Origin of the sequence: Massilia sp. W12 (genome assembly GCF_037300705.1) — a bacterium.
GTDB lineage: Bacteria > Pseudomonadota > Gammaproteobacteria > Burkholderiales > Burkholderiaceae_D > JACPVY01.
In genome coordinates this window covers 2,431,245-2,453,818 of record NZ_CP147776.1, presented here as the reverse complement: position 1 = coordinate 2,453,818, position 22,574 = coordinate 2,431,245, and the positions used below count along the sequence as shown (strand labels likewise).

The window sequence follows — 22,574 nt, the reverse complement described above, 5'->3', positions numbered from 1 at the left end:
CTTCAGTTCTCAATTCAGGTGGCGGCCTGCGGCAAAGCGTGCGCGCAAGGCTTTTTTGTCGGTTTTGCCAACGGCGGTTAAGGGCAGGGCGGGCAATAATTCCAGGCGCTCCGGCAGTTTGAACAGGGCTAAGCCGCGCGCTTGCAGGAAGGCGCGCACCTGTCCCAGATCGGGATGTGCTGCATGCGGGCGCAGCTGGATGCAGGCGCAGGACTTTTCCCCCAGCATGGGATCGGGCAGGCCGATCACAGCGGCGGCGGCAATCGCCGGGTGGGCTTGCAAATGCTGCTCAATTTCCAGCGCGGCGATTTTTTCACCGCCCCGGTTGATCACATCTTTGCAACGTCCCAGCACTTGCAAATGACCGGACGGCAGGCGCCGCACCAGGTCGCCGGTGCTGTAAAAACCGTCTGCCGTAAAGCTCTCCGGACTGACGCCGTTCCAATAGCCGCAAATGGTGTAGGGGCCGCGCGTTTGCAATTGCCCGCAAGCGCCATCCGGCAGCGGCTTGCCGTCGGCATCGACGATGCGCAATTCATCCCAGGCAGACATCGGGCGGCCCTGGGTTTCAGCGCACACTTGCGCGCTGTCTTCCAGGCGGGTGTAATTCACCAGGCCCTCAGCCATGCCGAACACCTGTTGCAATTGACAGCCGAAGGTCGGCGTGATGCCGGCGGCAAAGGCCGGATCCAAGGGCGCGCCGCCGATTTGCATCAGCTGCAGGCTGTGCAGCATGCGTTTCTGGCCGGCATGGCTGCGCAAAAATTGCTGCCACAGCAAGGCGATTGCCGGCGTGACGGCGGTGAGGGTGATGCGCTCACGCGCAATCAGGGCAAAACAGGGCTGCGGTGAGGCGTCTGCCGCCAGCACCACGCAACCGCCGGCGGCCAATACGCCCAGGGCGCCGGGCGAGCTGAGCGGGAAATTATGCGCCGCCGGCAATACGCATAAATAGCGCGTTTGCTGATCAATCCCGCACACCTCATTACTGCAGCGCACGCTATACCAGTAATCGGCATGGCTTCTGGCGATCAGTTTCGGCAAGCCGGTGCTGCCGCCGGATAATTGCAACAAAGCGGTGTTGCCCGCCGCCGGCAGTGCGGGAGGGGGCAGATCAGGCCGCCGCAATTCATTGAAATCGCGCCACGGCGCGGCCAGGCTGTCGCCGCCCAGCACAAACCAATGCTGCACGCCGGGACAGTGCGCCGGCAAGGCCGCGTCGCGGAAATTGGCGTGTCCCAACCAGGCGCGCGCCTGGCTGGCTTGGGCTTGTGCGCCGATATCGCCAAAGCGGTGTCCCGGCAAGCACATCACCGGCACAATCCCGGCTTTGAAGCAGGCGAACAGGGCAATATAAAATTCCGCGCAATTCGGCAATTGCAATAAAACCCGCATGCCGTGCTGCAAGCCCTGCGCCGCCAGGCCGGCGGCGCAGGCGCTGGCGGCCTGTTCCAATTCGGCATAGGTGTAGCGGCGCTGGCCGCAGACCAGGGCGGTGAGTTGCGGCCAGCGCGCGGCGGATTGCTGCAAGACTTCTCCCAAACCTTCTTCGCGCCACAGGCCGGCGGCGCGGTACGCCGCCGCCCGCTCTGGCGGCCAGGCCGGCGCTTGCGCCAAGTCAAGCGCGATTCTCATGCCGCCTCCGCCAGCGCGCCCGGCTGCTCTAACAGATATTCCATCTGCAAGCCGCGCAACAGGGTGCGCAATTTGCCTTCGGTTTCCAGCCATTCCGCCTCAGGTTCAGAACCTTGCACAATGCCGGCCCCGGCGTATAAGCGCATGCGCCAGTGTTCTGTGCTGCGCTGCATATCGGCGCAGCGCAAATTCAAGGCCCATTCGCCATTGCCCTGCGCATCGCTCCAGCCGCACAAGCCGGCGTACATCTCACGCGCAAAGCCTTCATGCGCTTGCAAAAAATCAGCCGCCGCCTGACGCGGCACGCCGCATACCGCAGGCGTTGGGTGCAGGGCAATCGCTAATTCGAGCGAAGAAACGGGCGCGGCCAGCTCGCCTTCAATCAGCGTGCCCAAATGCCACATGGTGGGCGTGGCCACCAATTGCGGCGTGGCCGGCACATGTAAGCGTTTGCAATACGGGCGCAAGGTTTCTGCAATCGCCTGCACCACTGGCGCATGTTCTTGCAAATCTTTGACCGAGGCCAGCAGGCCGGCGGCGCGCCGGTGGTCTTCCTGCGGATCGGCGGCGCGCGCAATGGAACCGGCCAGCGGATGGCTGCGCACTTGCATGCCATCGCGCGCCAACACCAGCTCTGGACTGGCGGCCAGCAGGGTGCGGCGCGGACTTTGCGGCAAATCGATGGCCCAGCTGTAACCGGCTTGATTGCGCTCGGCCAGGCCTTGCACAATCGCGGCCAAATCAAAACCGGCGGCGCGCACTTGCAAGTCGAGGCTGCGCGCCAACACCACTTTATGCAGCTCGCCGCGTGTAATTGCCTGCACTGCGCTGCGCACCGCATGTTGATAATGCGCTTGCTGTGCGGGCTGCGGCAAGAGATGCGCTTCACGTCGCGCCGCGCTGTTTTTCAGCGGGGCCAGATGACGCAGACGCCGCCCTTGCAGGGTGCGCGCCGGCACACGCAAATGCGCCAGTTCGCGGTTGTCAAATGGCAAAACGCCAAACAGCAGGGCGTGCGGGTCGTGCTGCGCTTGCAAGAGGCGGGCGGCGGCTTGCGCCAAATCGTCTTGCGCGGCCAGGGCGAGGCTGGCGCGCACGCCCTGGCATAACAGGCTGCGGCTGGGGGATATGAACAGCGCTTGTTGTGCGCTGGCGGCGTCTGTTTGCGCCTGCGCGCTGGCGAAACGTCTATATTCGGCGATCAAGCGGCCTGCTTCCGGCAGGGCGCTGGCCGTGTGCAAACGGGTGCGCATAGCTTCTCCTGTGATCTGTCACCTTGCGGGTGAACTGTCGATGTGGATTGCCTGCCTGTGAGGGTGGGTGCAGAGTAGGGGCGCCAAGGGCGCCATGGGTGGAGCGCAGGCCATGAAAAAACATGGCCAGGCAACATGGATGACACTATACGACGCTTTAAAGAAATCCGCAATGCAAATGAGATTAATTCTTATTTGCATTTGAAAATAGAGCATGCTATGCTTGCCGCCATCAGCTCTGACTGATGCGGCAGGCATGTCCCTCCCATGAATGCGTCCCCGCCTAACGGGCAAAAAAGGACGCCACGGACCTCACCCACCCCTCTTTACATCGCCACGATGTTGTGCGCGCATTTTCTTTGACCTGCAAGCCTGGCTTGCTTTGGATGGAACCGTTTTGATGAATCGCAATGTGTTTTCGCTGGCGCCTGTGGCCCTGGCATGTTTGCTGACCTGTCACGCCTATGGGCAAGAACAAAAATTGGCCCCGGTCAATGTCTGGCTCTCGGAACAAGGCAGCCTGGATATCAACCCTGTGGTGGATGCGGCGCGCATTGCCCGCACCCAGGCCAAGAGCCTGCAGGAGGTATTTGCGCAAACGCCGGAAATTTCCACCGGCGGCGCAGTGGCCGGAATTCAAAAACTGTATTTGCGCGGCTTGTCTGAACGCTTGCTGGCGCTGGATATCAATGGCGCGCGCCAGGGTGAGGCGCCATACCACCACACCGGTTCACTCCTGATTGATCCGGATTTGATCAAAATCGCTGAAGTGCAGGCCGGCACAGGCGCCGCTTCCGCCGGGCCGGGCGCTTTGGCCGGCGTTTTGCGCCTGCAAAGTAAAAACGGCGAAGATTTATTGCGCCCGGGCCAAAATCTGGGCGCGCTCATCAAATATGGCGCGCAAAGCGTGAACCACAGCGGCAAACTCAGCGCGAATTTGTTTGGCCGCTTAAACGCCAATCTCGACTGGCTGATTTCGCACACACAGCAGCATATGCATGACTACAAAGCCGGTGGCGCGGCAGTGCCGAACACCGGCGGCAACAGCGGTGCGGACAGCCTGCGCCTGCACTGGCGCAGTGGTGCGCATGATTGGCAGGCGGGACACGAACAGGTGCGCGATGAAGGCATCCGCAATCAGCGCAGCAATTTGCAACACACCCCGATCAATCCTGCCGAATGGCAGCGCAGCACGCGCGCCACCAGCACCTTGCAATATCAGTGGCGCCAGGCGCAGCAGGAAGCCGGCTTCACCATCTGGCGCAACCGCCAGGAAATGCACTTTCGTCACGCCAATCAAAAAACCGATGATGTCAGCAGCCAAACCGAGGGCTTGCGCGCAAACTGGCGGCAAAAAACCGGTGCGCACGAGTGGCAAGCCGGCTTGGATTATCGCGCCGACCTGGGGCGGCAGTGGGTCAACCAGGCCGCCACTCCTGACGAGCAGGCCAAAGTGGCCGGCCTGTGGCTGCAACATCAATGGGACTTCCAAGCGGGTTGGCAAAGCCAGATCGGCTGGCGCGCTGACCGCTACAGTTATACCGATGCGAAAAATATCGCCTACCGCGCCAGCGGCGGCGCCCCATCGTTCGCCTTGAGCTACAGCCCGAATGAGCAATGGCTCTTGCGTCTGTCCCATAGCCGGGCGCTGCGCGGGGTGGGGATTTTGGAGCCGTATCTGAAAGCGCTGTATGAGAATGCGCCGGGGCTGCATGCCGAGCGCGCCAAAAACACTGATTTCACAGCGGAATACCGCAGCGGCCCGTGGCAATTCGGGGCCAGCCTGTACCGTCAGCAAATCACTGATCCGGTGGTGTATGACGGCGACCGCGTGAATCTGGGCGAGGTGCGGGTGCATGGCTACAGCCTGCGCCTGGCCTGGCAGGGCAAACACAGCCAGTTGCGCGCATCAGTCAGCGATGCGCGCCCCAGTCTGGATGGCAAAACCCTGGATAACAGCACCCTGATGTTGCTGGGCGTGGCCGGCGGACGCAGCTGGCAGCTGCAGGCCGAAACCTTGCTGCCCTGGGCCCCCGGCTTGCGCCTGGGCTGGCAAGGCCGTTTGATTGAGCGCATTGATTACGGCGGCGCACAGCAATCCGCGCCCGGTTTTAACGGCGCCTCGCAAGCCCGTCCCGGTTATGGCTGGCACGATGTGTATCTGGAATATCCCTTCCAGGCCGGCGGCGCATCCTGGCAATTGCAGGCCGGGATACACAATGTGCTGGATAAATATCTGGTGCAGCAAAGCAGCTTTGGTTATCACCCGCGCTGGAAAGGCGTGGCCGGTTTGCCGGAAGCCGGGCGCGATCTGCGCATTACTTTATCCACCCGTTTTTAAGGAGGCATGATGTTGGCAGCAGATACTTTTCCGCAGCAGGAAAACGGCTTGCGCCTGCCTGCGCCGGCGCAATTGCGCGCGCAATTGCCCTTGACGGCGGCGCAGGCGCGCAAAATCGCCAGCCAGCGCCAGACCGTGCGCCGCATCGTGCACGGGGCAGACCATCGTCTGCTGGTGGTGACAGGCCCGTGCTCGCTGCATGATGGCGCGGCGGCGCAGGAATATGCGCGCCGCCTGTTGCGTCTGCAAGCCGAGGTGGCCGACCAGCTGTATCTGGTGATGCGCGCGTATTGCGAAAAACCGCGCAGCTGCCTGGGCTGGAAAGGTCTGCTGCATCAGGATTTACAAGCCGCCCCGGCCAGCTTGCAGGAACAGGCCTGCGCCGGCCTGCACGCCAGCCGCCAACTTTTGCTGCAATTAAGCAGCATCGGCCTGCCGCTGGCGGTGGAATGTCTGGACCCGGTGGCGGCGCATTATTTCACTGATCTGCCGGCCTGGGGCGCCATCGGCGCCCGCACCACCGAATCGCAAACGCATCGCGAATTGGCGTCCGCTCTGCCGTATGCGATCGGCTTTAAAAACGCCTCAAATGGCGCGTTTGACAGTGCAGTGGCGGGCATCGCCGCCGCCGCTGCCGCGCACAGCCGTTTCGGTCTGGATGAGCAGGGCCATGCGGCAGTGCTGAGCACGCCCGGCAATCCGGATGGGCATTTGATTTTGCGCGGCGGCGCGCTTGGGCCGAATTATGACGCGCAAAATGTGCGCGCCGCCTGCCGCGCGCAAGAAGCGGCGCGGCTGTACGGGCGGCGTTTGATCGTCGATTGTTCGCACGGCAATTGCAATAAACAGCATCAACAGCAAATCACGGTGGCGCTGGAATTGGGCCGCCGCATCGCCGCCGGCGAAGAGGGCATTGGCGGCTTGATGCTGGAGAGTTTTCTGGAAGGCGGGCGCTGCGACTGGCAGGGCGGGGCGGCGCAGCCTTTTGGCTGCTCGATTACCGACCCATGTTTAAGCTGGGACGATACGCGCGCCTTGCTCTTGATGCTGGCGGCGGAATTGCGCGCCGCCGGCTGGCGCGGCGCAGCGCCGGAGCAAGAACCATGAAGCGCGCGCAAAACGGTATGGCCCCGGCGCCCTTGTTGTGGTTGTTGGCGACGCTGCAATTCCTGTGCCTGCTGGACTTTTTACTGGCCATGCCGCTGGCGGCGGATCTTGCGCAACTCTGGCGCTTATCCAGCATGGAAATAGGCGTGTCAGGCGCCGCCGCCACCCTGGGCGGCCTGATCGGCGGCTTATTCGCCAGCCGCTATCTGGATGATGATGCGCCGCTGCCGGTGATTGCCGGCGCGCTGCTTTTGCTGGGCGTCAGCAATCTGGCGGCGGCATTCAGCAGCGGCTGGCTGGAATTTACCGCCTGGCGTGTATTGAGCGGCGTGGCCGCCGCTCCGGCCGCCGCTGCCGGCATGGCCTGCTTATTCGCCCACAGCAGTCCGGCGGCGCGCGCGCAAAACATCGCGCGCGTGATGTTGGGCACATCCGCCGCCACCCTGGGCGGCATTCCGCTGATGCTGGAAATCTCGGTGCGCTGGCATTGGTCAGTCTGCTTTTTGCTGCTGGGCGCCTTGTGTCTGGTCTTGGCGGCAATCTGCTGGGGCTTGCGCAAACAGCGTTGGGGGACGGATCAGGAAGGCGCCGAAACACCCCCGCCGGCCATGCCCGCCGCGCCAGCGCAGCATTCAGCTCAGCAATCAGCTTACAACACGCCGCTGCTGCACATCCCGCGCGTGCGCGCCGCGCTGCTGCTGCAAGTGATCTCGCAGTTTTCCGCGTTTTTACTGATTCCGCAGTTAGCGCACTGGCTGGTGCAGCATCTGGGCTTTGCGCGCGAACATCTCTCGACCCTGTATCTGGCCGGCGGCCTGTGCGCGCTGCTGGTGGTGCAAGGCTTGAGCCGTCTGGCGGATACCTTGGGCGTGCGTCTCAGTTTAGGCATAGGCACACTCTTGTATTGCAGCGGTTGCTGCCTGCTGCTGCTGGCCCCCGCCAGCCCGCCCTGGTTGATCGGCGCCTTGTTTGTCTGTTTCATGGCCGGCAACGCCGGGCGCAATATCAGCCTTGCCAGCTGGTGCAGCCAAGCCCCGCCACCCGCCATGCGCGGGCGCTATATGGCGCTGCAGGGCATGGCGCAGGATGTGGCGATTGCAGCGGGGGCGCTGCTCAGTGGGAGTTTGTTTGCGCTGGCGGGGTGAGGCTGTGCTTGCAGTGTGGATTCGCCACAGGGGGGGCGGGCGGCTGGGTAATTTCTTATGCGTCATTTTTACCTTATTCAGGGACAGTGTGCTTGAAACGGGAATGCGGCAAAGTGCTTTCAGTAACGCCGGCGCGTGATCCAATCCCAGATGTCGAGGAAGAAAAAGCGCAAGCGTGCACGCCAGTTGCGGCGCACTTGTTCGTAATAGAAACTGGGATAAACGTCAGGTGGCGGTTGCCAGACACGACGTTCGCGCACATCGAAGAAATACACCTCATTATCTTGGTTCTCGATGTAGAGATCGCGTTCACCCGGCATAACTTCAAGCGCGACAAAATATGATTCAGGAACAAAATTTTCCAAGTCGTCGCGAAAAGGCACAGTATAAATTCGCTCATACACGACCCGTTTTTTTGTCTTGATATCGCGACCAATCAGCTCACCGCAGTCTGGCCGGAAGTTACCCGTGAAATATGTCACCAATTCTTGGAAGTACATCGTATTGCGGCAGATGACAGGTTCCAACCAAACCGGTTGCCGGCGCTGATAAATTTGTTCGGGCGTAAAGTCATCATCCGTCGCCGGACGGACTTCGCGTGTGTGGATGTTGACCAGATAGCGGCGCCGGTAACCGTTTTCTATCAAAATATGTTGCTGATCCGGCATCCAGCGGAACCGCTCAAAAAAACAGTCCATAGAAGCCGGGCCACTGTAAATGTCAAATGGGTCTCCGCCCCGCTCATTGACATCGTAAGACACACGATAAACTTGAATTTCCCAAAGCACTTCACCACTGCTGATGTCCCTTGCGCGCATCCAGCCGCTACGCCGTTCAGGCGGCTCAAGCTCTTCCACTTTGATTTGTTCGTAACGTATGCCGTTCTGTTCTAATGGAGGCAATTCTCTGCTGACTCTGCTGATCATATTTCATCCATCCTTAATTAATCCGTGCGCGTGCAATTTCCAGAGGTGTCAGCATGTCCGCTAAATCCATCACGCAATAGGCCCAACTATCGCTATTAGCGCAGGTTTTGACAAATGGCAAACGGCTTCTTGTCGGTTTGATGCCATCGCTTGCTGATTTGTAGTCTGCTGTTTTCAACTCCCTGTGGGCAATTTCATGAATCAGTAAGCGCGCGAAGTTACGTGGACCTTTAACAGCCTTGCCAGCTGGTGCAGCCAAGCCCCGCCCCCCGCCATGCGCGGGCGCTATATGGCGCTGCAGGGCATGGCGCAGGATGTGGCGATTGCAGCGGGGGCGCTGCTCAGTGGGAGTTTGTTTGCGCTGGCGGGGTGAGGCGCACAGCAGGGCTTACTCACCGCTGGGCGCAGTGGCCCTGTCATGTTTGCTCAGGATAAGGCCCAAAACCAGACTTGCTTACAATTAAAGTAGCAATGTGAATGGCAGACTAAACTGGATTTGCTTGCCTCGATCAGATCAATATGTCCACCACCATATCCGACAATCCGGTCAAAGAAAATCACACCTTGCTTGCCTGCAAGTTGGATTTGGGCGTTGCGGGCATCTTGAAAGATAAGTGGCTTCGCCAGATTTTTAGACAGTTGATCAGCCAGAAGCTTTGCTCCTGGTTCAATCATGCGGCCTTTATATAAGCCACTTTTGATCATCAGTCGACCTTTAAACTTCAACCCACTTGCCAATAAGGCTAAGCTCATTCTTACTGCACATGTATTTTCGTAGCCGGGATTTTGTGTCACCAAGGCATCAAGGCTGTAGCCAATATCTTCATACAATGTTGCACTATCTTTAAAGCTTGGGTCTGAGATCTCAGAAGAGGAATGATGTTTCTTTAATTCCTTGTATGAAATTTTCATTTTTTTACCTTACATGGATGACGGCTGGAAAGCGCTTCTTCGATCAACTTCGCAGCGCGCTCTTCCAGCCTTTCCGATGGCAGTTTAGAAAAGTGACGATATACGATTTCCTGCAAAGTACCTGACTTGAACATGGTGAAGCTGCACCAGCTTTTACCTTCGCTCGCATCCCAAACACCCGTCATATACAGTTGCGCCCGTTCCTGCGTGGTTTTGTCCTTGCTGCGCAAGGCGGAAAAAAATGTTTTTCCGGAGACGTTTACCAAATTGCTATCTCCAAACGTCATTTCAGAAGCGCACAATGTTTGACTTACGAGGCAAAGAGTGAGCAAGGAGAGGGAGGCTTTAAGAAAAACAGGCATGTCAATATCTCCATTTTTTAATTTAAAATTATATCATAAAAACATCAAAATTCATTGATGAATCATTTTTTCATTGCTTGAGTCAGGTGCAAAACAAAATCTACGCCAATACCGTCAAGCAGCGTGACTATTCAGCCGAATTCAGGCCAAAAAAACGTGGCTGGGTTGAGCGTAGCGATAACCCGGCGCCCGACAGCGGTGGATCAACAAAGGAATTTGCGCGAGGGATAACAGCTGCCAGGCAGAGTAAACAAGCCGCCCGAAAGCGCGCCCCGCCAGTCCTTCTGCGCTAGAATCGCGGTTCCTTCATTTCCCGCCATGCCATGACATCGCCGATCAGCGTTTCCATTCCACCTGCGCCCGCGCAAAGGCCCGTCAAGCTGACGGCGAGTCCCGGCGCTGCGGCAGAGGGTGAAGCAGCGGCCCGCTCGCCCTGGATTGCCTTGGCGCTCTCCGGCGGCGGGGTGCGCGCGATGGCGTTTCACGCCGGCGTGCTGCGCTATCTGGCTGAGCAGCGCAAACTCGAAGCGGTGAGCCAGATTTCCACCGTGTCCGGGGCCAGCCTCTTGCTGGGCTTGATTTTTGCCCGCAACGATATGCGCTGGCCGGCTTCTGAGGAATATGCCGGCTATGTCTTGCCGCAGCTGCGCGCCACGCTCACCAGCCAGGATTTGCAAATGGCGATGTTAAAGCGGCTCTTGACGCGCCCATCCAACTGGCAATACCTGTTTTCGCGCGCGAATGTGTTTGCCCAGACCATCGCCGAAACCTGGGGCATTCATCAAACACTGGGCGAATTGCCATCCAGCCCGGAATGGGCGATCAATGGCGCCACCGCCGAAACCGGCAAACGCTTCCGTTTTTTAGGCGCGCATCTGGGCGACTATGAATTGGGCTACGCCACCACGCCCGGTTTTGCCATGGCCAAAGCGATGGCGATGTCGGCCGCGTTTCCGATTGGCATTGGCCCCTTGGCGCTGCGCATGGATGAGCATGAGTGGCGCAAACAAAGCAGCTGGAATGCGCCGGAAACCGTGCAAAATTACGCGCCGCCCTATGAATTGATCCATGTGTATGACGGCGGCATCTATGACAATCTGGGGCTGGAGCCGTTTTACGATATCGGCAAGCGCGCCAGCAAGGGCGATTTTTGCATCATCGCTTCCGACGCCAGCGCGCCGCTGGAAAAGGGCTTTGAAATGCGCGCCTTAAGCCCCTTGCGCGTGAAACGGATTATTGAAGTGGTTTCGGCCCAGACCCGCGCGCTGCGGGTGCGCGCTTTCATGGAATTTCTGATTCAGGGCGGCGATGGGGCTTATCTGCCGATTGGCGGCAATCCCCGGCATTTGCTCAAGCGCAGCAAAAATCCGATTGCGGATGAGGGCTATACATGGCTGTCGCCGGCGGAAATTGAACAATCCAGCGCCTATCCCACCAATTTGCGCAGCATCAGCCCGCAGATGTTTGATTTACTGGAACGCCACGGCTATGAAATGTGCAAGGCGCGCCAATTGGTGTTTGGCTTTTTGCCAGAGACGCAAAATGTTTTGACGGAATCGCCTTGATGGCATACCGTCAATTCAGTCACAAACCTTCTGGACAGACTTGGCGCGCCTGTATGATTTTCTGGCGCGCCGCCATCAACATTTTCAAAAAATTGAGCCATGCCCCGCAAGGTCAGTTGCAACACCCGCGCATAGGCGAACAATTGCATCAATTTTCGCCGCGTGAAGTGCGCCGCCTGCTGCTGACGGAATATGAAATCCGCTATGCAATCCAGGCGCAAACAATTTACGTTTTGCGCATCTGGCATACCCGTGAAGCGCACTGAAGCATATTCGGCGGATAAAAACCGGGCAGGGCGGCGGCTTCTGGCAAAATAAGACTTTTCCTGTCCCGGGCCTGTGTGATGAAACTTTTCCCCCGTCTATTGCGCTGTCTGCTGCTGTGCGCCTTGTCTTGCAGCGCCGGTGCGCATGCCGCCAAGCTGCAAGTGGCGGCGGCGGCGGATTTGAAATTCGCCATGGATGAGATCATCGCCGCTTATGAAAAACAGCAGCCCGGCTTGCAAGTTGATGTCAGCTACGGCTCTTCCGGTAAATTTCATGCCCAGATCAAGCAGGGGGCGCCGTTTGATGTGTATTTTTCGGCGGATATCGCCTATGCGCGCGATTTGCATGCGCAAGGTTTCGCCGCTTCCACTGTGCAAACCTATGCCTTTGGCCGCTTAGTGATTTGGAGCCGGCAGCCTGATGCGGCGCAATTGCAATTGCCGGATTTGGCGCAAGCGCGCTTTGTCCGCATCGCCATCGCCAACCCCAAACATGCGCCATACGGCCAGCGCGCCGAAGCCGCCTTGCGCAGCCTCGGGCTGTGGGACAAGGTGCAAAGCAAGCTGGTGTATGGCGAAAACATTGCGCATGCGGCGCAATTCGTGCAAAGCGGCAATGCGCAAGCCGGCATTCTCGCGCTGGCTCTGGCGAAAAGTCCGGCGCTGGCGGCGCAAGGCGGCTACAGCCTGATTCCACAGAATCTGCACCCGCCCTTAGAGCAAGGTTTCATCCTCACCAAACGCGCCGCCGACAACCCTGCCGCCAAACAATTCGCCGCTTTTATCTTGCAGGAAACCGCGCGCGGGATTCTTGAAAAATATGGCTTTCTCTTACCGCCGCCAGGCAAGGCAGGGCCTTGATGGATGGGGGCGCTTTCTTCGCCTTGCAGCCGGACGACTGGCAGGCGCTGTGGCTGACGGCACGCTTAGCGGCGATAGTCACCCTGATTTTATTGCTGCTGGGCACGCCCCTGGCCTGGTGGCTGGCGCGCAGCAAAAGCAAATGGCGCGCGCCGCTGGCGGCGATTGTCGCCATGCCCTTAGTCTTACCGCCCTCGGTGCTGGGCTTTTATCTTTTGCTGGCGATGGGGCCGCAAGGGCCGCTCGGCCAACTCACCCTGGCGCTGGGACTGCCGCCCTTGCCGTTTACCTTCGCCGGCCTGGTGATCGCCTCGGTTTTATATTCCTTGCCGTTTATGGTGCAACCCTTGCAAAGCGCATTTGAAGCGATTGACAAGCGTTTTTTAGAAGCGGCGGCGATGTTGCGCGCAAGTCCGCTGGATGCGTTTTTCAGTGTCGCGCTGCCGCTCGCGCGCCCCGGTTTCATCACCGCGCTTGTGATGACCTTCGCCCATACCGTGGGCGAATTCGGCGTGGTTTTGATGATAGGCGGCAATCTGCCCGGCGTGACGCGCGTGGCTTCGGTGCAAATCTATGATCATGTGGAAGCGCTGGAACTGGCGCAAGCGCATCGTTTAGCCGCGATTTTGCTGCTGTTTTCATTTACGGTCTTGCTGGCGCTGCATGCTGTGCGCCGCAATGCGCGGCGCGAGGGCTGAAGATGACGATTTGTGCGCGCTTTGCTTTGGCTTGGTCTGGCTTTGCCTTGGATGTGGATGTGCGTTTGCCAGGGCAGGGCGTGTGCGCCCTGTTTGGCCCATCCGGCTCCGGGAAAACCACGCTGTTGCGCTGCATTGCCGGTCTGGAGCGCGCACCGGGCGCTTATTTACAAGTCGGCGACGCGGTGTGGCAAGACGGCGCCCATTTCACCCCGCCGCATCAGCGCGCAATCGGCTATGTGTTTCAGGATGCCGCACTGTTTCCGCATTTAACGGTGCAGGAAAACCTGCAGTTCGGCTTGCGCCGCAGCCCCGATGCGGCTCCGGCACGCCTGGCGCAAGTCATTGATTTATTTGGTATTTTTCATTTATTGGGGCGCCGGCCTGAACGCTTGTCCGGGGGCGAGCGGCAGCGCGTGGCGATGGCGCGCGCCTTGGCGGTGAATCCGCGCATTTTGCTGTTGGACGAACCGCTGGCGGCCTTGGATGCGGCGCGCAAACAGGAAATTTTGCCGTATCTGCAGCGCTTGCGCGATGAATTACAGATTCCCATGCTGTATGTCAGCCATGCGGCGGATGAAGTATTGCGTCTGGCGGATCATTTGCTGGCGCTCAAAGATGGGCGGATGTTGGCTTGCGGGCCATTAGCCGAGGTCTTGAGCGCACATGATTTGCCGATTCGCCTGGGCGAAGACATCGGCCCGGTATTGCAGGCGCAAGTTGGGGCTTTTGATGCGCAATGGCATTTAATGCGCCTGGATTTTGCCGGCGGCAGCCTGTGGGCGCGCGAACGCGGTTTAGCCTTGGGCCAAAATGTGCGCGTGCGGATTTTAGCGCGCGATGTCAGTCTGGCCACGCAGCCCGGCGTGAGCACAATCCAAAATGTCTTGCCGGGCGTGGTCGATCAGCTATTGGATGATGAACACCCGGCGCACATGCTGGTGCGGCTGCAAGTGGGCGAATGTTTTCTGCTGGCGCGCGTAACCCGCCGCGCCGCCGCCACGCTGGCCTTGCGGCCTGGCCTGGCGCTGTGGGTGCAAATCAAATCGGTGGCGTTGCAGGATTGAGATCCGAATGATTTTATCGGGGAAGCAGGGATTTGCTTCTTTGCGCTGCGCAGCGGATTGAGCAGTCAAGCGCGGCGTTGATCAGGCTGGCCGAACAATCAGCGGGCAGGCTTGCGCTGCAAAAGCATGTGTTCTCAGATAAATGCTATTTTACATAATGCAAATTATACGAAATTATGCGCACAAAAAAGACCTTGCCATTAATCCGCCAGCCGGTTTTTTGCCGGCAGCGGATAGTGATGATTTATTTGCGCAAGCATGCCATCGGCAAACGGCAATCCGGCATTGCTTCAGTGTTTGATAGCGCCAACCCGTTTGCGCATAGACGTCAGCAATACGCCCAAGCCCGCCAGCATCATCAATGCGCTGCTGGTTTCAGGCACTGGCGCGGCCCACACCCCGGCGCTGTTGATATTCAAGCCGGACATACGATTTGATCTATCGGAAGAATAGTAATCGCCAGTGGATAAAATATACGAATATGGCGAATTGTGCGTTGTGTAAATTTCAGGGAATTGATCCGCTGTAGATTCTCTGGCCAGGAACTGCCAGCCGGTAATCACACCTTGATCGAAGCGGAACCACAGCGGCCAATTACTATCCGTGGCGTTTGCCGTGCTGTTAAATTGAATCGAAGGGGTGTTGGCGACGCCAATCGACCAGGATTGGATGGCCGCTTGACCAACCTCACCCGTAAAGCCGCGCACTGAATCATCAAACGTGACCGAGCCGACAATGTGCTTGCCGCTCAGGCTGGGGTTACTGTATTGAGCAGAAAAAGGATTGCCGGTGTAGTGAAAAGTCACGCTGGCGGCAGCGCTGGCGATTGTACCCATGGTCAACGTCGCTGCGACGAAGAGCTTGGAAAGCGTTGTCAATTTTCCTGAAAATGCCATTGTTGTTCTCCTGTAGGTTGAGTATGTAAAAGCCATTGCGCGATAGGAAGCCAATCGCGGCTTAAGCTGTGCTTGTGGGAGGGCTGTAAGTGTTGTGCTGCTTTGATGCATCTGCATACTGGCGTTTTGAAATTCGCGATGCATGTCAACCTTAATTAAAAATTGAGGTCATGTAAAGAGGAAAGTAAACCATGTGCTGTACAGATAACAATTTACGCAAAGAATGGGTCAGCATCAGATTGCATGCTGAGTTGGCTTCGGTTTGCTGTAATGCCTTGTAATTGCGCACCTGCCGCCTGTTGCTGAAAATGATTTGATGGCACGCCCCTACCCGCCTGCCATGGATTTGCTTGAGCCTCCGTTGCCCAAAATCAGCACGGAGATGTGCGCGCCCCTGCCCCTGCCGCTGCGGGTGTGCAGACGTTGAGTCTGTGCACCCGCTTGTTTTTCCTGCCTTTGCCGCATTGCGCGCCAATTTCCGTTCACTCAGGGCAGCCTCGGCGGCATGGGCGACGAAGCGCGCTTGGCGCGACCAGCGCCTCAATCCAAAACTTTCAAGTCGACCTGCCACACTGGCGCCATCTTGTGCATACCAATTTGCATAGAATGCTATTCCTCCATCTCATGACATGACTTCTTTCACTCTTGAAGGTGAATAATTGACTCAATAAATTAGCGAATATGCAAAATTATTCATGTACAATAGTGAATAATGCAAATTCACAAAAGAAAAAGATTCATTCTTGTCAAATCAAGAAGTCAGGATTAGAATCCGCATACTGGTATTGGCATTGTATTGGTACTAACCAATATAATGCCGGGCGCGCCAGCCACAAGCCAGGACGCCTCCAGTCAGCACCATTCAGGCTTTGCGCCTTGCCGGCGGCAAAACTCGTACAACAAAACCCACCAAAAATACGGAGACAATCATGCATTTTCCCCTTGCAGCGGGCCGCGCAGCGCTCGCTTTGACTGTTTTATCCCTGAGTTCACAAGCGTTTGCCCACGGTTATCTGCTGAACTCCCGCCCGCATCTGTGCCACACCAATGTCAATCTGAATTGCGGCGCCATTCAATGGGAGCCGCAAAGCGTGGAAGGCGCTGACCGCTATCCGGAAAGCGGGCCGAAAGATGGCGCAATCGCCGCCGCCGGCAGCAGCAACTGGGCGCCGCTAAACGAGCAATCGGTGGGACGCTGGAGCAAAATCAATCTCAAAAGCGGCCCCAACATCTTCCAATGGCGCTTCACCGCGCCGCACGCCAGCCGCGATATCCGCTACTGGATCACCAAAGAAAACTGGGACCCGAATGCGCCGATTTCGCGCGCCCAGTTTGAAGCGCAACCGTTTTGCACCGTCAATTATGGCGGCGGCAAACCGGTGCCCTCCACTTCTGAGCTGGCCAATCACAATTGCAGCGTGCCCAGCCGCAACGGCTATCACTTGATTTTGTCGGTGTGGGATGTGGCCGACACGGTCAACAGTTTTTATAACGTGATGGACGTGAATTTTGAAGCCGGCCCGCCGCCTGCTTTGAATAAAATCGGTTCAATTATCGGCAGCAGCGATTTGCCAGTCGGCAGCACCGCCGGCACGCGCGTCTTTAACGCCAATGGCGAGGTGACTTCCTACAATACCAGCATCACCATCGCCAGCGCCGCCGACGGCGCCGCCGCCAAATGGCCGCGCCTGCTGGCAACAGCAGTCAATGCGAAAAAGAATGGCATTCAGGCCGGTGTATTGAGTGGCGGTGTGGTGACGCCAGCTGATGGCGTGAATGATGTGTATGTGGCCAAAGACAGCGCCTTGATCCGGGTTGAAGTGGCGACCAAGACGCCCGATCCTGGCCCTGGGCCAGAAAGCAAATTCGGCATGCAAAACATTTCCGCCAGCAGCATCAACGCCAGCGGCCAGGCCAGTTTCAAAATGAATGTGTTCACCGGCATGGCGCAGACGGTGGACATCAAACTGGCCAGCAAGAGCCGTGATTTTGGCGTGCTGCATCATATTGACAGCCTGAATGGCGGCAAAGACATCAGTTTTACCGCCAGCGGATTAACCCCGGGCGAATATGATCTGATTATGCTGGTGTCCTGGATGCAAAACGGGCAAAAACAGGTTTTGCAAAAGAACCAGAAAATCAATCTGGCCGGCCCATCCAATCTGCCGGTATATCCGAGCGGCGTGGGCAGCTATGTGGCCGGCAGCAAGGTGCAAGGGCGTGATGGGCGCGTGTATGTTTGCAAACCGTGGCCTTATACATCCTGGTGCAATAGCGCGGCGGCGTATTATGAGCCGGGTTTTGGCAGCGCCTGGAGCCAGGCTTGGGATGTGGCGGCAGCGCGTTGATGCCGTGAGTTTGTGAAAAAAACGCCAGGCGAGTCCTGGCGTTTTTTGTTTCCGGCAAGTATTGCGACTCACTTCGATTTCAAGGGAAGCGGATTATCTTGCCGATAAGTGTGTTTAGGTTTGATGACAACGCTTTTGACAAGGCTGTCCAGATCTTTGCTGTGGTACAAGTCCAGGCATTTGAGGAGATCAAATCTGACGCCTTTGACTTCTGATTCAACCAGCGGGTTGTGATAATCACGCGCCAAATATGCTTCAATCAAAGTCTTGACCGCATCCGGGCTTTTTTCCAAATCATAGTAAGTCCAGTCACGCAATGCGCTGACACTGCTTCCAGCATCAATTGCCGCCTTCTTCTCATTGGCATAAGCGCTTGCGATGCAGCTTGCCAGCACCATGTCTTTATAATTCTGCGCATAAGTACGCATTCCGGCTTGAGGTGAATGCGTTGCCCCGTTTTTTGCATTACTCACAGGTGGAATAAACGCCAAAGCCGCCAAGAATATATATCTGTAATATGCACACATTAGGAAAGCCTCCAAAAATTGGCGCGATCCGTCCGATATTTTGCTCCCGGGTGACTATTCAGCCGAATTCAGACCATCCAAGCAGGGGGGAAATCCCCCCTGCCCTTACTCCTTGAAAAACTTCAAGGTCTTCTTCGGCTTGGCCGGCGCTTCCCTGGCCGGGGCCAGCGGCGCGCTGACTGAGCTTTCCAGTTCGGTAAAACTTTGATCGATGTATTCCGCCAGGCGCTCCAGATTGGGCAGTTTGTCGGTGGCAATCAAGCCGAAAGCCAGTTGCCCGGCGTAGGAAAACAGGGTGATATTGAGCAGATTGGATGGCGGCAAGGTCGAAATCGGATGCATTTCCAGCATTTTCGCGTCACGCATATACAGGTGTTTGGACGGCCCCGGCACATTCGACACCAGCGTGTTGCCGGTTGGCGGGGCTTTATCGCTCATATTCAGCATTTCGGCGATTTGGCCAAACAGGCCCATGATGATGGTGTAAGACTCAATTGCCGCCGGTGCCACGGAATCGACCATGGTGCGCACATTGCGCAGCGAAAAGCCGATATTGCGCAAACGCACATACGGATCATCGGTGGGCGGGGACAGCTCGACCAGAATGATGCCGATTTTATTGCCCAGCGATTTTTCACCTTCCTGGCGCAGATTCACCGGCATCTGAATCGTGATCGGTTGTTCCAGCTTCACGCCCTGATCTTGCAAATAACGGTGCAAGGCGCCGTCCAGGCAGGTCAGCGCAACATGGTTCAAGGTCGAGCGCGTCAGATTGCGCACATGGTTGATGCGCTCCATCGGCACGCTCACCGTGGCGAACTGGCGGCCGCGCGTAACCTGTCCCGTCAAGGGGGTGTGGCCGTTGGCCACAAAGGGCAAGGCAATCGCGTTTTTGGTGAGATTGACGGCTTCCAGCAAGAGCATGGTGGCCAAGCGCCCGATGCCCAGCATTTGCAAACCGAAGCCCTTGGCCCCGCTCATCATGTTTTGCAGAATCTGCTGGTTTTGCGCGCGCCGTTTATCGCTGCTGCGCTTGTTGTATTGCAGCGTCCAGACCGGCACAAAATGTTCCGCATCAGCTTGCTCTTGCAGGCATTCGGCAGTCCAGCGCGCCATGGTGATGCCATCGGCGCAGGCATGGTGCATTTTCTGGTACAGCGCAAAGCGCCCGTCTGGCAAGCCGTCGATCACATGCGCTTCCCACAGCGGGCGCGAACGGTCTAACATCGGCGTGTGCAATTGCGAAACGAATTGATATAAATCGCTGCGGCTGTTTTGCTTAGGTTTGAGCTTGTGATAGAAGATGTGCTGGCTTAAATCGACTTCATCGACTTCTTCCCAGCAAGGCCAGCCGGACAGGGAAAAATTGATGACCCGGTTAAACGGCGGCTGCACATCGGTGGCCGCCAGCAGGTCTTGATAGAGTTTCTTGGCATAGCCGGCGCCGCCTTTGGGCGGACGTTCAAAAATCAGCAGACCCGCAACATGCTTCGGGCTGGCTTCCGATTCGGCGATGAAGAATGCGAGATCCAACAGCGATAGCTTTTTGCTCATGATCGTCCAGTCTGGTTAGGCATGCAGAGCGCATGCGTCAAGGTCTGTGTTGCACAGTATAGGCAAACATAGCAGAAATGGAGGCCCTGCGCCAGCAGCGCACAATGCAAAATGCAGCGATTGAGGAGTGGCTCAAATTCTTTGTTGCGGGACGGATCGCCAAGCGAATTATGGTATTGGCGCGGCAAGCGTGTTGCGCTTGCCGCCAACGGTTTTTGCCCTCAAATGTGCGCCAGCAGGCGGCTATGCATAAGCGTAGGCGCGCTGGCGTTGCGCCGGCAGATATTGCTTGCGCACTTGCAGCGCCGCTTGCAGCGATGGCAGCGAAGCGCCGCAGCGATATTGGAACACGATATCGACCAAATCGCCCGGCTCCACCGGTGTCGGCTGGCACTGTTCGCCCAGCATCGGCAGCACCATGTAATGATTCAGCCAATCAATGGTTGAGGAATTTTCCTGCACCACTGCGAGAATGTTTTTGGTGATAAAGCGCAGCGCATTCAATGTGCCGGCCTGTTTGATTTCCAGCTGACCTTCAAAGCGGATCACGCGCCCCACATCCTGGCTGAAATCAAGCAGGCTGTAGACCACCGGGTCACCCAATTCCAGTGTTTGCGTGGCCAGCAAGCCGGTTTCCTGGAATTGGATAATCGGCGCATGAAAGCCTTCAAATTCATAGCGTTGCTGCAGCGGCTGCACCGCCATGATGACGGCTTCGGGAATGAACACCGGCAGCCCGGCATGCGGGAAGCGTTGACGGTAGCGCGCTTTGAAATCCTCAATCACATCGACTTGTTTTTCGCGCAGCATGGCGACGTGGATCATCTCGCAAATCACCACATCCACCGGCTCCGGCGGCAGGTATTCAAAGGCGTCGGCATGCACCACTTCAACCTTGTGGCCGTTGGCATTCATGGGTAAAAAGCGGCGCGCTTCGGCCACCATGTCCGGATTGAATTCAACGCACCAGACTTTTTCCGCCTTTTGCGCGGCAAACCAGGACAGCACGCCGGTGCCGCCGCCCAATTCCAGTACGCGGGCGCCGGGAAAGACTGCGTAGTCGATGGCCGCCTTGAAGTTTTGCATACGGTTTCTGTCCATCAGCATATTGTGATGGTAGTGCACGGGAATGAATTGCCCCAGATAGCAGCTTTCGATTTCGCGTTCGTTCAGCATGGCGCTGTCCTCTCATAATGAATGCGGGCGCCGTTTGGATGAAACGGCAGGCCTGATCATTATGCAAAGACTGCGCTGTTGTGGATGTGCCGAATTGAGCCGGGAAAAGCCTGCTGTTTGGGCTTTATCAGGCCGCCATGCCTTCTTCCTGCGCGATTTCAACAGGCCAGTTGCGCAAGGCCTGCAGCATGACCGACAAGGCCAGCTCAGCGTCATGCGCGGTCATCGATTCGAGCGGATGGTGGCTTACGCCGCCATGGCCGCATCGCACAAACAGCATGGCGATCGGGGTAATGCGCGCCATGCACATGGCGTCATGGCCGGCGCCTGAGGCCAGCTTCATCACCGGCAAACCGCTGTCGGCAATCGCCTGCGCCAAGACATTTTGCAACTGCGCATTGCAGGGCGTGGCGGCCTGATCCAGCACCGGTTGCAACACCAATTCGATGCGGCGGCGTTTGCAAATGCGGTCGCAAGCGTTCAAGACTTGCTGCACCAGGTTGTAGCGGATCTTTTCTTCGCCTGAACGTAAATCCAGCGACAGGCGGGTCTTGCCGGGCACCACATTGATAGAACCCTGTTCCACCATCAATTGGCCCACGGTGCCCACCGCGCGCCCGTGATAGCTGCTGCAGATCTGCTCCACCGCCAGCACAATTTCCGCCGCCGCCGCCGCGCTGTCGCGCCGCATATTCATCGGCGCGGTGCCGGCGTGGCCGGCCTGGCCGCGCAATTCCAGCAAGAAGCGGCTGCAGCCGGCAATCGAGGTCACCACCCCCAGCGGCATATCGGCTTGTAATAAGACCGGGCCTTGTTCGATATGCGCTTCCAGATAGCCGGCCAGCCGGGCCGGGTCGCGCGCCAGATTCACCACTTCCTGCGCATCCAACCCGGCTTGTTGCAAGGCTTCGCGCATGCTCACGCCCTGGGCATCGGTCTTTTCCAGTAAAGCCGGATTGAAATTGCCGGCCAGCGCGCGGCTGCCCAGGAAAGTGGATTGAAAGCGCACCCCTTCCTCATCGGCAAAACCTATCACTTCAATATCAAAGGGCAGATGGCAGCCTTCTTCGTGCAAGATTTGCACGGCGGCGATGCCCAGCAAAATCCCCAGACGGCCATCGTAGCGCCCGCCATTTTTGACCGTATCGTAATGCGAGCCGATCAACAGGGTTTTGCGCACGCTTCCCTCTGGCGCCTCTTTGGCGTAACGGCCCACCACATTGCCAACCGCGTCTTGCCAGACGCGCATGCCGGCCTGCTCCATCCAGCTCATGAGTTGCGCCGCCACGGCTTGGTGCGCCGGACTGAGATAACTCACGCTAAGCTGCGCCGGCTCATCGGAATGCGCAGCCAGGCTTTGCGCGCGCGCCAGAATCGTTTGCCCGGCGGCTGGGCTGACGCCAAACAGGGTGTCGAGGCGCATTTCAGCAATCCGCTTGACCTGATACAGGCTTTCGGCGAATTCGGTTTCGGCGTCGTTTTCCAAGCGGCGCGCGCAATCGGCGATGATGTCCGCACGCGACAAGCCAAGCCCATGGTCGCCCTTGACGGCGATGATGAAGGGAAAGCCGAATTTGCTGCGATAGGCTTCATTGAGTTCATGCAGACGGGTGAATTCTTCCGGCGTGCACAGATGCAGGCCGACCCCGGCTTGCTCGGCGCTTGAATGCTGCCCCAGTTTGCCGGCAATCGCCAGCTTGCCGGCCAGTTCCGGATGGGCGTTGAGCAAATCGCGCTTTCTGCCTTCATCCGCCGCCTCCACCGCGCGCGCCAGCGCCAGTTTCAAGGCCGCCAGACTGGCGAAAGGTTGCGCCACAAATGCGGCTTCGGCAACCCAGGGCGAATGTTCATAAATAGCGCCAAAGCGGGCGACAAATTCAGCCAGCGTCAAACGGTTGATTTCTTCCATTCCGGTTTGCATCTCCCCCTCCTGTG

General features: G+C 57.9%; 20 protein-coding genes. 9 read left to right on the top strand and 11 right to left on the bottom strand.

Annotated elements, in window-relative coordinates; translation table 11 throughout:
- Nucleotides 1-9: 9 nt before the first annotated feature.
- Together V8J88_RS09945 and V8J88_RS09940 are read right to left on the bottom strand one after the other, a co-directional pair.
- Entirely contained in the window at nucleotides 10-1,635 is a 1,626-nt protein-coding gene (locus tag V8J88_RS09945) for an AMP-binding protein (RefSeq protein WP_338849294.1), read from the bottom strand.
- Complete coding sequence (locus V8J88_RS09940) at nucleotides 1,632-2,888, bottom strand: isochorismate synthase (RefSeq protein ID WP_338849292.1); 1,257 nt, start codon at nucleotides 2,886-2,888, stop codon at nucleotides 1,632-1,634. The genes V8J88_RS09945 and V8J88_RS09940 overlap by 4 nt, the downstream gene beginning before the upstream one ends.
- Before the next feature lie 400 nt (nucleotides 2,889-3,288).
- On the opposite strand from V8J88_RS09940, the gene V8J88_RS09935 reads away from it, so the two are divergent.
- Genes V8J88_RS09935 through V8J88_RS09925 form a run of 3 tightly spaced genes read left to right on the top strand, consistent with a single transcriptional unit; the run spans nucleotide 3,289 to nucleotide 7,481 of the window.
- On the top strand, nucleotides 3,289-5,229 hold the full coding sequence (locus V8J88_RS09935; RefSeq protein WP_338849865.1) for a TonB-dependent receptor: 1,941 nt from the start codon (nucleotides 3,289-3,291) through the stop codon (nucleotides 5,227-5,229).
- Between the two features lie 6 nt (nucleotides 5,230-5,235).
- Nucleotides 5,236-6,336 (top strand): 3-deoxy-7-phosphoheptulonate synthase, encoded by a 1,101-nt coding sequence (locus tag V8J88_RS09930; RefSeq protein WP_338849290.1) that lies wholly within the window; start codon nucleotides 5,236-5,238, stop codon nucleotides 6,334-6,336.
- Entirely contained in the window at nucleotides 6,333-7,481 is a 1,149-nt protein-coding gene (locus tag V8J88_RS09925; protein WP_338849289.1) for an MFS transporter, read from the top strand. Before V8J88_RS09930 ends, V8J88_RS09925 begins: the two co-directional genes overlap by 4 nt.
- A 119-nt stretch (nucleotides 7,482-7,600) precedes the next feature.
- Here V8J88_RS09925 and V8J88_RS09920 read toward each other — a convergent pair whose 3' ends face one another.
- The 4 genes from V8J88_RS09920 to V8J88_RS09905 all read right to left on the bottom strand — a co-directional run bounded on the left by V8J88_RS09920 (nucleotide 7,601) and on the right by V8J88_RS09905 (nucleotide 9,681).
- Entirely contained in the window at nucleotides 7,601-8,407 is an 807-nt protein-coding gene (locus V8J88_RS09920) for a hypothetical protein (RefSeq protein WP_338849287.1), read from the bottom strand.
- A 13-nt stretch (nucleotides 8,408-8,420) separates the two neighbouring features.
- Nucleotides 8,421-8,666 (bottom strand): hypothetical protein, encoded by a 246-nt coding sequence (locus V8J88_RS09915; protein WP_338849285.1) that lies wholly within the window; start codon nucleotides 8,664-8,666, stop codon nucleotides 8,421-8,423.
- A gap of 167 nt (nucleotides 8,667-8,833) precedes the next feature.
- Nucleotides 8,834-9,319 carry a T6SS effector amidase Tae4 family protein gene (locus V8J88_RS09910; RefSeq protein ID WP_338849283.1) on the bottom strand — a complete coding sequence of 162 codons (486 nt, stop codon included), beginning with the start codon at nucleotides 9,317-9,319 and terminating at the stop codon, nucleotides 8,834-8,836.
- On the bottom strand, nucleotides 9,316-9,681 hold the full coding sequence (locus V8J88_RS09905) for a Rap1a/Tai family immunity protein (protein ID WP_338849282.1): 366 nt from the start codon (nucleotides 9,679-9,681) through the stop codon (nucleotides 9,316-9,318). Before V8J88_RS09905 ends, V8J88_RS09910 begins: the two co-directional genes overlap by 4 nt.
- Nucleotides 9,682-10,004: 323 nt before the next feature.
- Between V8J88_RS09905 and V8J88_RS09900 the strand changes: the two genes are divergently transcribed.
- From V8J88_RS09900 to modC, 5 genes are all read left to right on the top strand, one after another.
- Complete coding sequence (locus tag V8J88_RS09900; protein WP_338849280.1) at nucleotides 10,005-11,246, top strand: patatin-like phospholipase family protein; 1,242 nt, start codon at nucleotides 10,005-10,007, stop codon at nucleotides 11,244-11,246.
- Complete coding sequence (locus V8J88_RS09895; protein ID WP_338849279.1) at nucleotides 11,246-11,512, top strand: type II toxin-antitoxin system RelE/ParE family toxin; 267 nt, start codon at nucleotides 11,246-11,248, stop codon at nucleotides 11,510-11,512. The genes V8J88_RS09900 and V8J88_RS09895 overlap by 1 nt, the downstream gene beginning before the upstream one ends.
- 78 nt (nucleotides 11,513-11,590) lie before the next feature.
- Complete coding sequence (gene modA / locus V8J88_RS09890) at nucleotides 11,591-12,373, top strand: molybdate ABC transporter substrate-binding protein (RefSeq protein ID WP_338849278.1); 783 nt, start codon at nucleotides 11,591-11,593, stop codon at nucleotides 12,371-12,373.
- Nucleotides 12,373-13,071, top strand: a complete 699-nt coding sequence (gene modB / locus V8J88_RS09885; RefSeq protein ID WP_338849276.1) for a molybdate ABC transporter permease subunit — start codon at nucleotides 12,373-12,375, stop codon at nucleotides 13,069-13,071. The genes modA and modB overlap by 1 nt, the downstream gene beginning before the upstream one ends.
- Nucleotides 13,072-13,073: 2 nt before the next feature.
- Entirely contained in the window at nucleotides 13,074-14,138 is a 1,065-nt protein-coding gene (gene modC, locus V8J88_RS09880; RefSeq protein WP_338849275.1) for a molybdenum ABC transporter ATP-binding protein, read from the top strand.
- Nucleotides 14,139-14,428: 290 nt separating this feature from the next.
- Here the strand turns inward: modC and V8J88_RS09875 are convergent, their stop codons facing one another.
- Nucleotides 14,429-15,178 carry a hypothetical protein gene (locus V8J88_RS09875; RefSeq protein ID WP_338849273.1) on the bottom strand — a complete coding sequence of 250 codons (750 nt, stop codon included), beginning with the start codon at nucleotides 15,176-15,178 and terminating at the stop codon, nucleotides 14,429-14,431.
- Between the two features lie 785 nt (nucleotides 15,179-15,963).
- On the opposite strand from V8J88_RS09875, the gene V8J88_RS09870 reads away from it, so the two are divergent.
- Nucleotides 15,964-17,382 (top strand): lytic polysaccharide monooxygenase, encoded by a 1,419-nt coding sequence (locus tag V8J88_RS09870; RefSeq protein WP_338849272.1) that lies wholly within the window; start codon nucleotides 15,964-15,966, stop codon nucleotides 17,380-17,382.
- A 68-nt stretch (nucleotides 17,383-17,450) separates the two neighbouring features.
- Here V8J88_RS09870 and V8J88_RS09865 read toward each other — a convergent pair whose 3' ends face one another.
- The 4 genes from V8J88_RS09865 to V8J88_RS09850 form a co-directional block, all read right to left on the bottom strand.
- Nucleotides 17,451-17,882 carry a type VI secretion system amidase immunity protein Tai4 gene (locus tag V8J88_RS09865; protein ID WP_338849271.1) on the bottom strand — a complete coding sequence of 144 codons (432 nt, stop codon included), beginning with the start codon at nucleotides 17,880-17,882 and terminating at the stop codon, nucleotides 17,451-17,453.
- Nucleotides 17,883-18,014: 132 nt separating this feature from the next.
- Nucleotides 18,015-19,463 (bottom strand): wax ester/triacylglycerol synthase family O-acyltransferase, encoded by a 1,449-nt coding sequence (locus V8J88_RS09860; protein ID WP_338849270.1) that lies wholly within the window; start codon nucleotides 19,461-19,463, stop codon nucleotides 18,015-18,017.
- Between the two features lie 243 nt (nucleotides 19,464-19,706).
- On the bottom strand, nucleotides 19,707-20,639 hold the full coding sequence (locus tag V8J88_RS09855; protein WP_338849269.1) for a methyltransferase domain-containing protein: 933 nt from the start codon (nucleotides 20,637-20,639) through the stop codon (nucleotides 19,707-19,709).
- 127 nt (nucleotides 20,640-20,766) lie between these two features.
- Complete coding sequence (locus V8J88_RS09850; RefSeq protein WP_338849267.1) at nucleotides 20,767-22,560, bottom strand: allantoate amidohydrolase; 1,794 nt, start codon at nucleotides 22,558-22,560, stop codon at nucleotides 20,767-20,769.
- Nucleotides 22,561-22,574: the final 14 nt, after the last annotated feature.

What these genes read in the sequence shown, in the direction of transcription:
- V8J88_RS09855 (WP_338849269.1), bottom strand. Translation starts at nt 20,639, where the DNA reads ATGCTGAACGAACGCGAAATCGAAAGCTGCTATCTGGGGCAATTCATT.
- V8J88_RS09905 (WP_338849282.1), bottom strand. Translation starts at nt 9,681, where the DNA reads ATGCCTGTTTTTCTTAAAGCCTCCCTCTCCTTGCTCACTCTTTGCCTC.
- V8J88_RS09910 (WP_338849283.1), bottom strand. Translation starts at nt 9,319, where the DNA reads ATGAAAATTTCATACAAGGAATTAAAGAAACATCATTCCTCTTCTGAG.
- V8J88_RS09935 (WP_338849865.1), top strand. Translation starts at nt 3,289, where the DNA reads ATGAATCGCAATGTGTTTTCGCTGGCGCCTGTGGCCCTGGCATGTTTG.
- modB (WP_338849276.1), top strand. Translation starts at nt 12,373, where the DNA reads ATGGATGGGGGCGCTTTCTTCGCCTTGCAGCCGGACGACTGGCAGGCG.
- V8J88_RS09900 (WP_338849280.1), top strand. Translation starts at nt 10,005, where the DNA reads ATGACATCGCCGATCAGCGTTTCCATTCCACCTGCGCCCGCGCAAAGG.
- V8J88_RS09945 (WP_338849294.1), bottom strand. Translation starts at nt 1,635, where the DNA reads ATGAGAATCGCGCTTGACTTGGCGCAAGCGCCGGCCTGGCCGCCAGAG.
- V8J88_RS09850 (WP_338849267.1), bottom strand. Translation starts at nt 22,560, where the DNA reads ATGCAAACCGGAATGGAAGAAATCAACCGTTTGACGCTGGCTGAATTT.
- V8J88_RS09870 (WP_338849272.1), top strand. Translation starts at nt 15,964, where the DNA reads ATGCATTTTCCCCTTGCAGCGGGCCGCGCAGCGCTCGCTTTGACTGTT.
- V8J88_RS09940 (WP_338849292.1), bottom strand. Translation starts at nt 2,888, where the DNA reads ATGCGCACCCGTTTGCACACGGCCAGCGCCCTGCCGGAAGCAGGCCGC.
- V8J88_RS09860 (WP_338849270.1), bottom strand. Translation starts at nt 19,463, where the DNA reads ATGAGCAAAAAGCTATCGCTGTTGGATCTCGCATTCTTCATCGCCGAA.
- V8J88_RS09930 (WP_338849290.1), top strand. Translation starts at nt 5,236, where the DNA reads ATGATGTTGGCAGCAGATACTTTTCCGCAGCAGGAAAACGGCTTGCGC.
- V8J88_RS09895 (WP_338849279.1), top strand. Translation starts at nt 11,246, where the DNA reads ATGGCATACCGTCAATTCAGTCACAAACCTTCTGGACAGACTTGGCGC.
- V8J88_RS09925 (WP_338849289.1), top strand. Translation starts at nt 6,333, where the DNA reads ATGAAGCGCGCGCAAAACGGTATGGCCCCGGCGCCCTTGTTGTGGTTG.
- modA (WP_338849278.1), top strand. Translation starts at nt 11,591, where the DNA reads ATGAAACTTTTCCCCCGTCTATTGCGCTGTCTGCTGCTGTGCGCCTTG.
- V8J88_RS09875 (WP_338849273.1), bottom strand. Translation starts at nt 15,178, where the DNA reads ATGCATCGCGAATTTCAAAACGCCAGTATGCAGATGCATCAAAGCAGC.
- modC (WP_338849275.1), top strand. Translation starts at nt 13,074, where the DNA reads ATGACGATTTGTGCGCGCTTTGCTTTGGCTTGGTCTGGCTTTGCCTTG.
- V8J88_RS09920 (WP_338849287.1), bottom strand. Translation starts at nt 8,407, where the DNA reads ATGATCAGCAGAGTCAGCAGAGAATTGCCTCCATTAGAACAGAACGGC.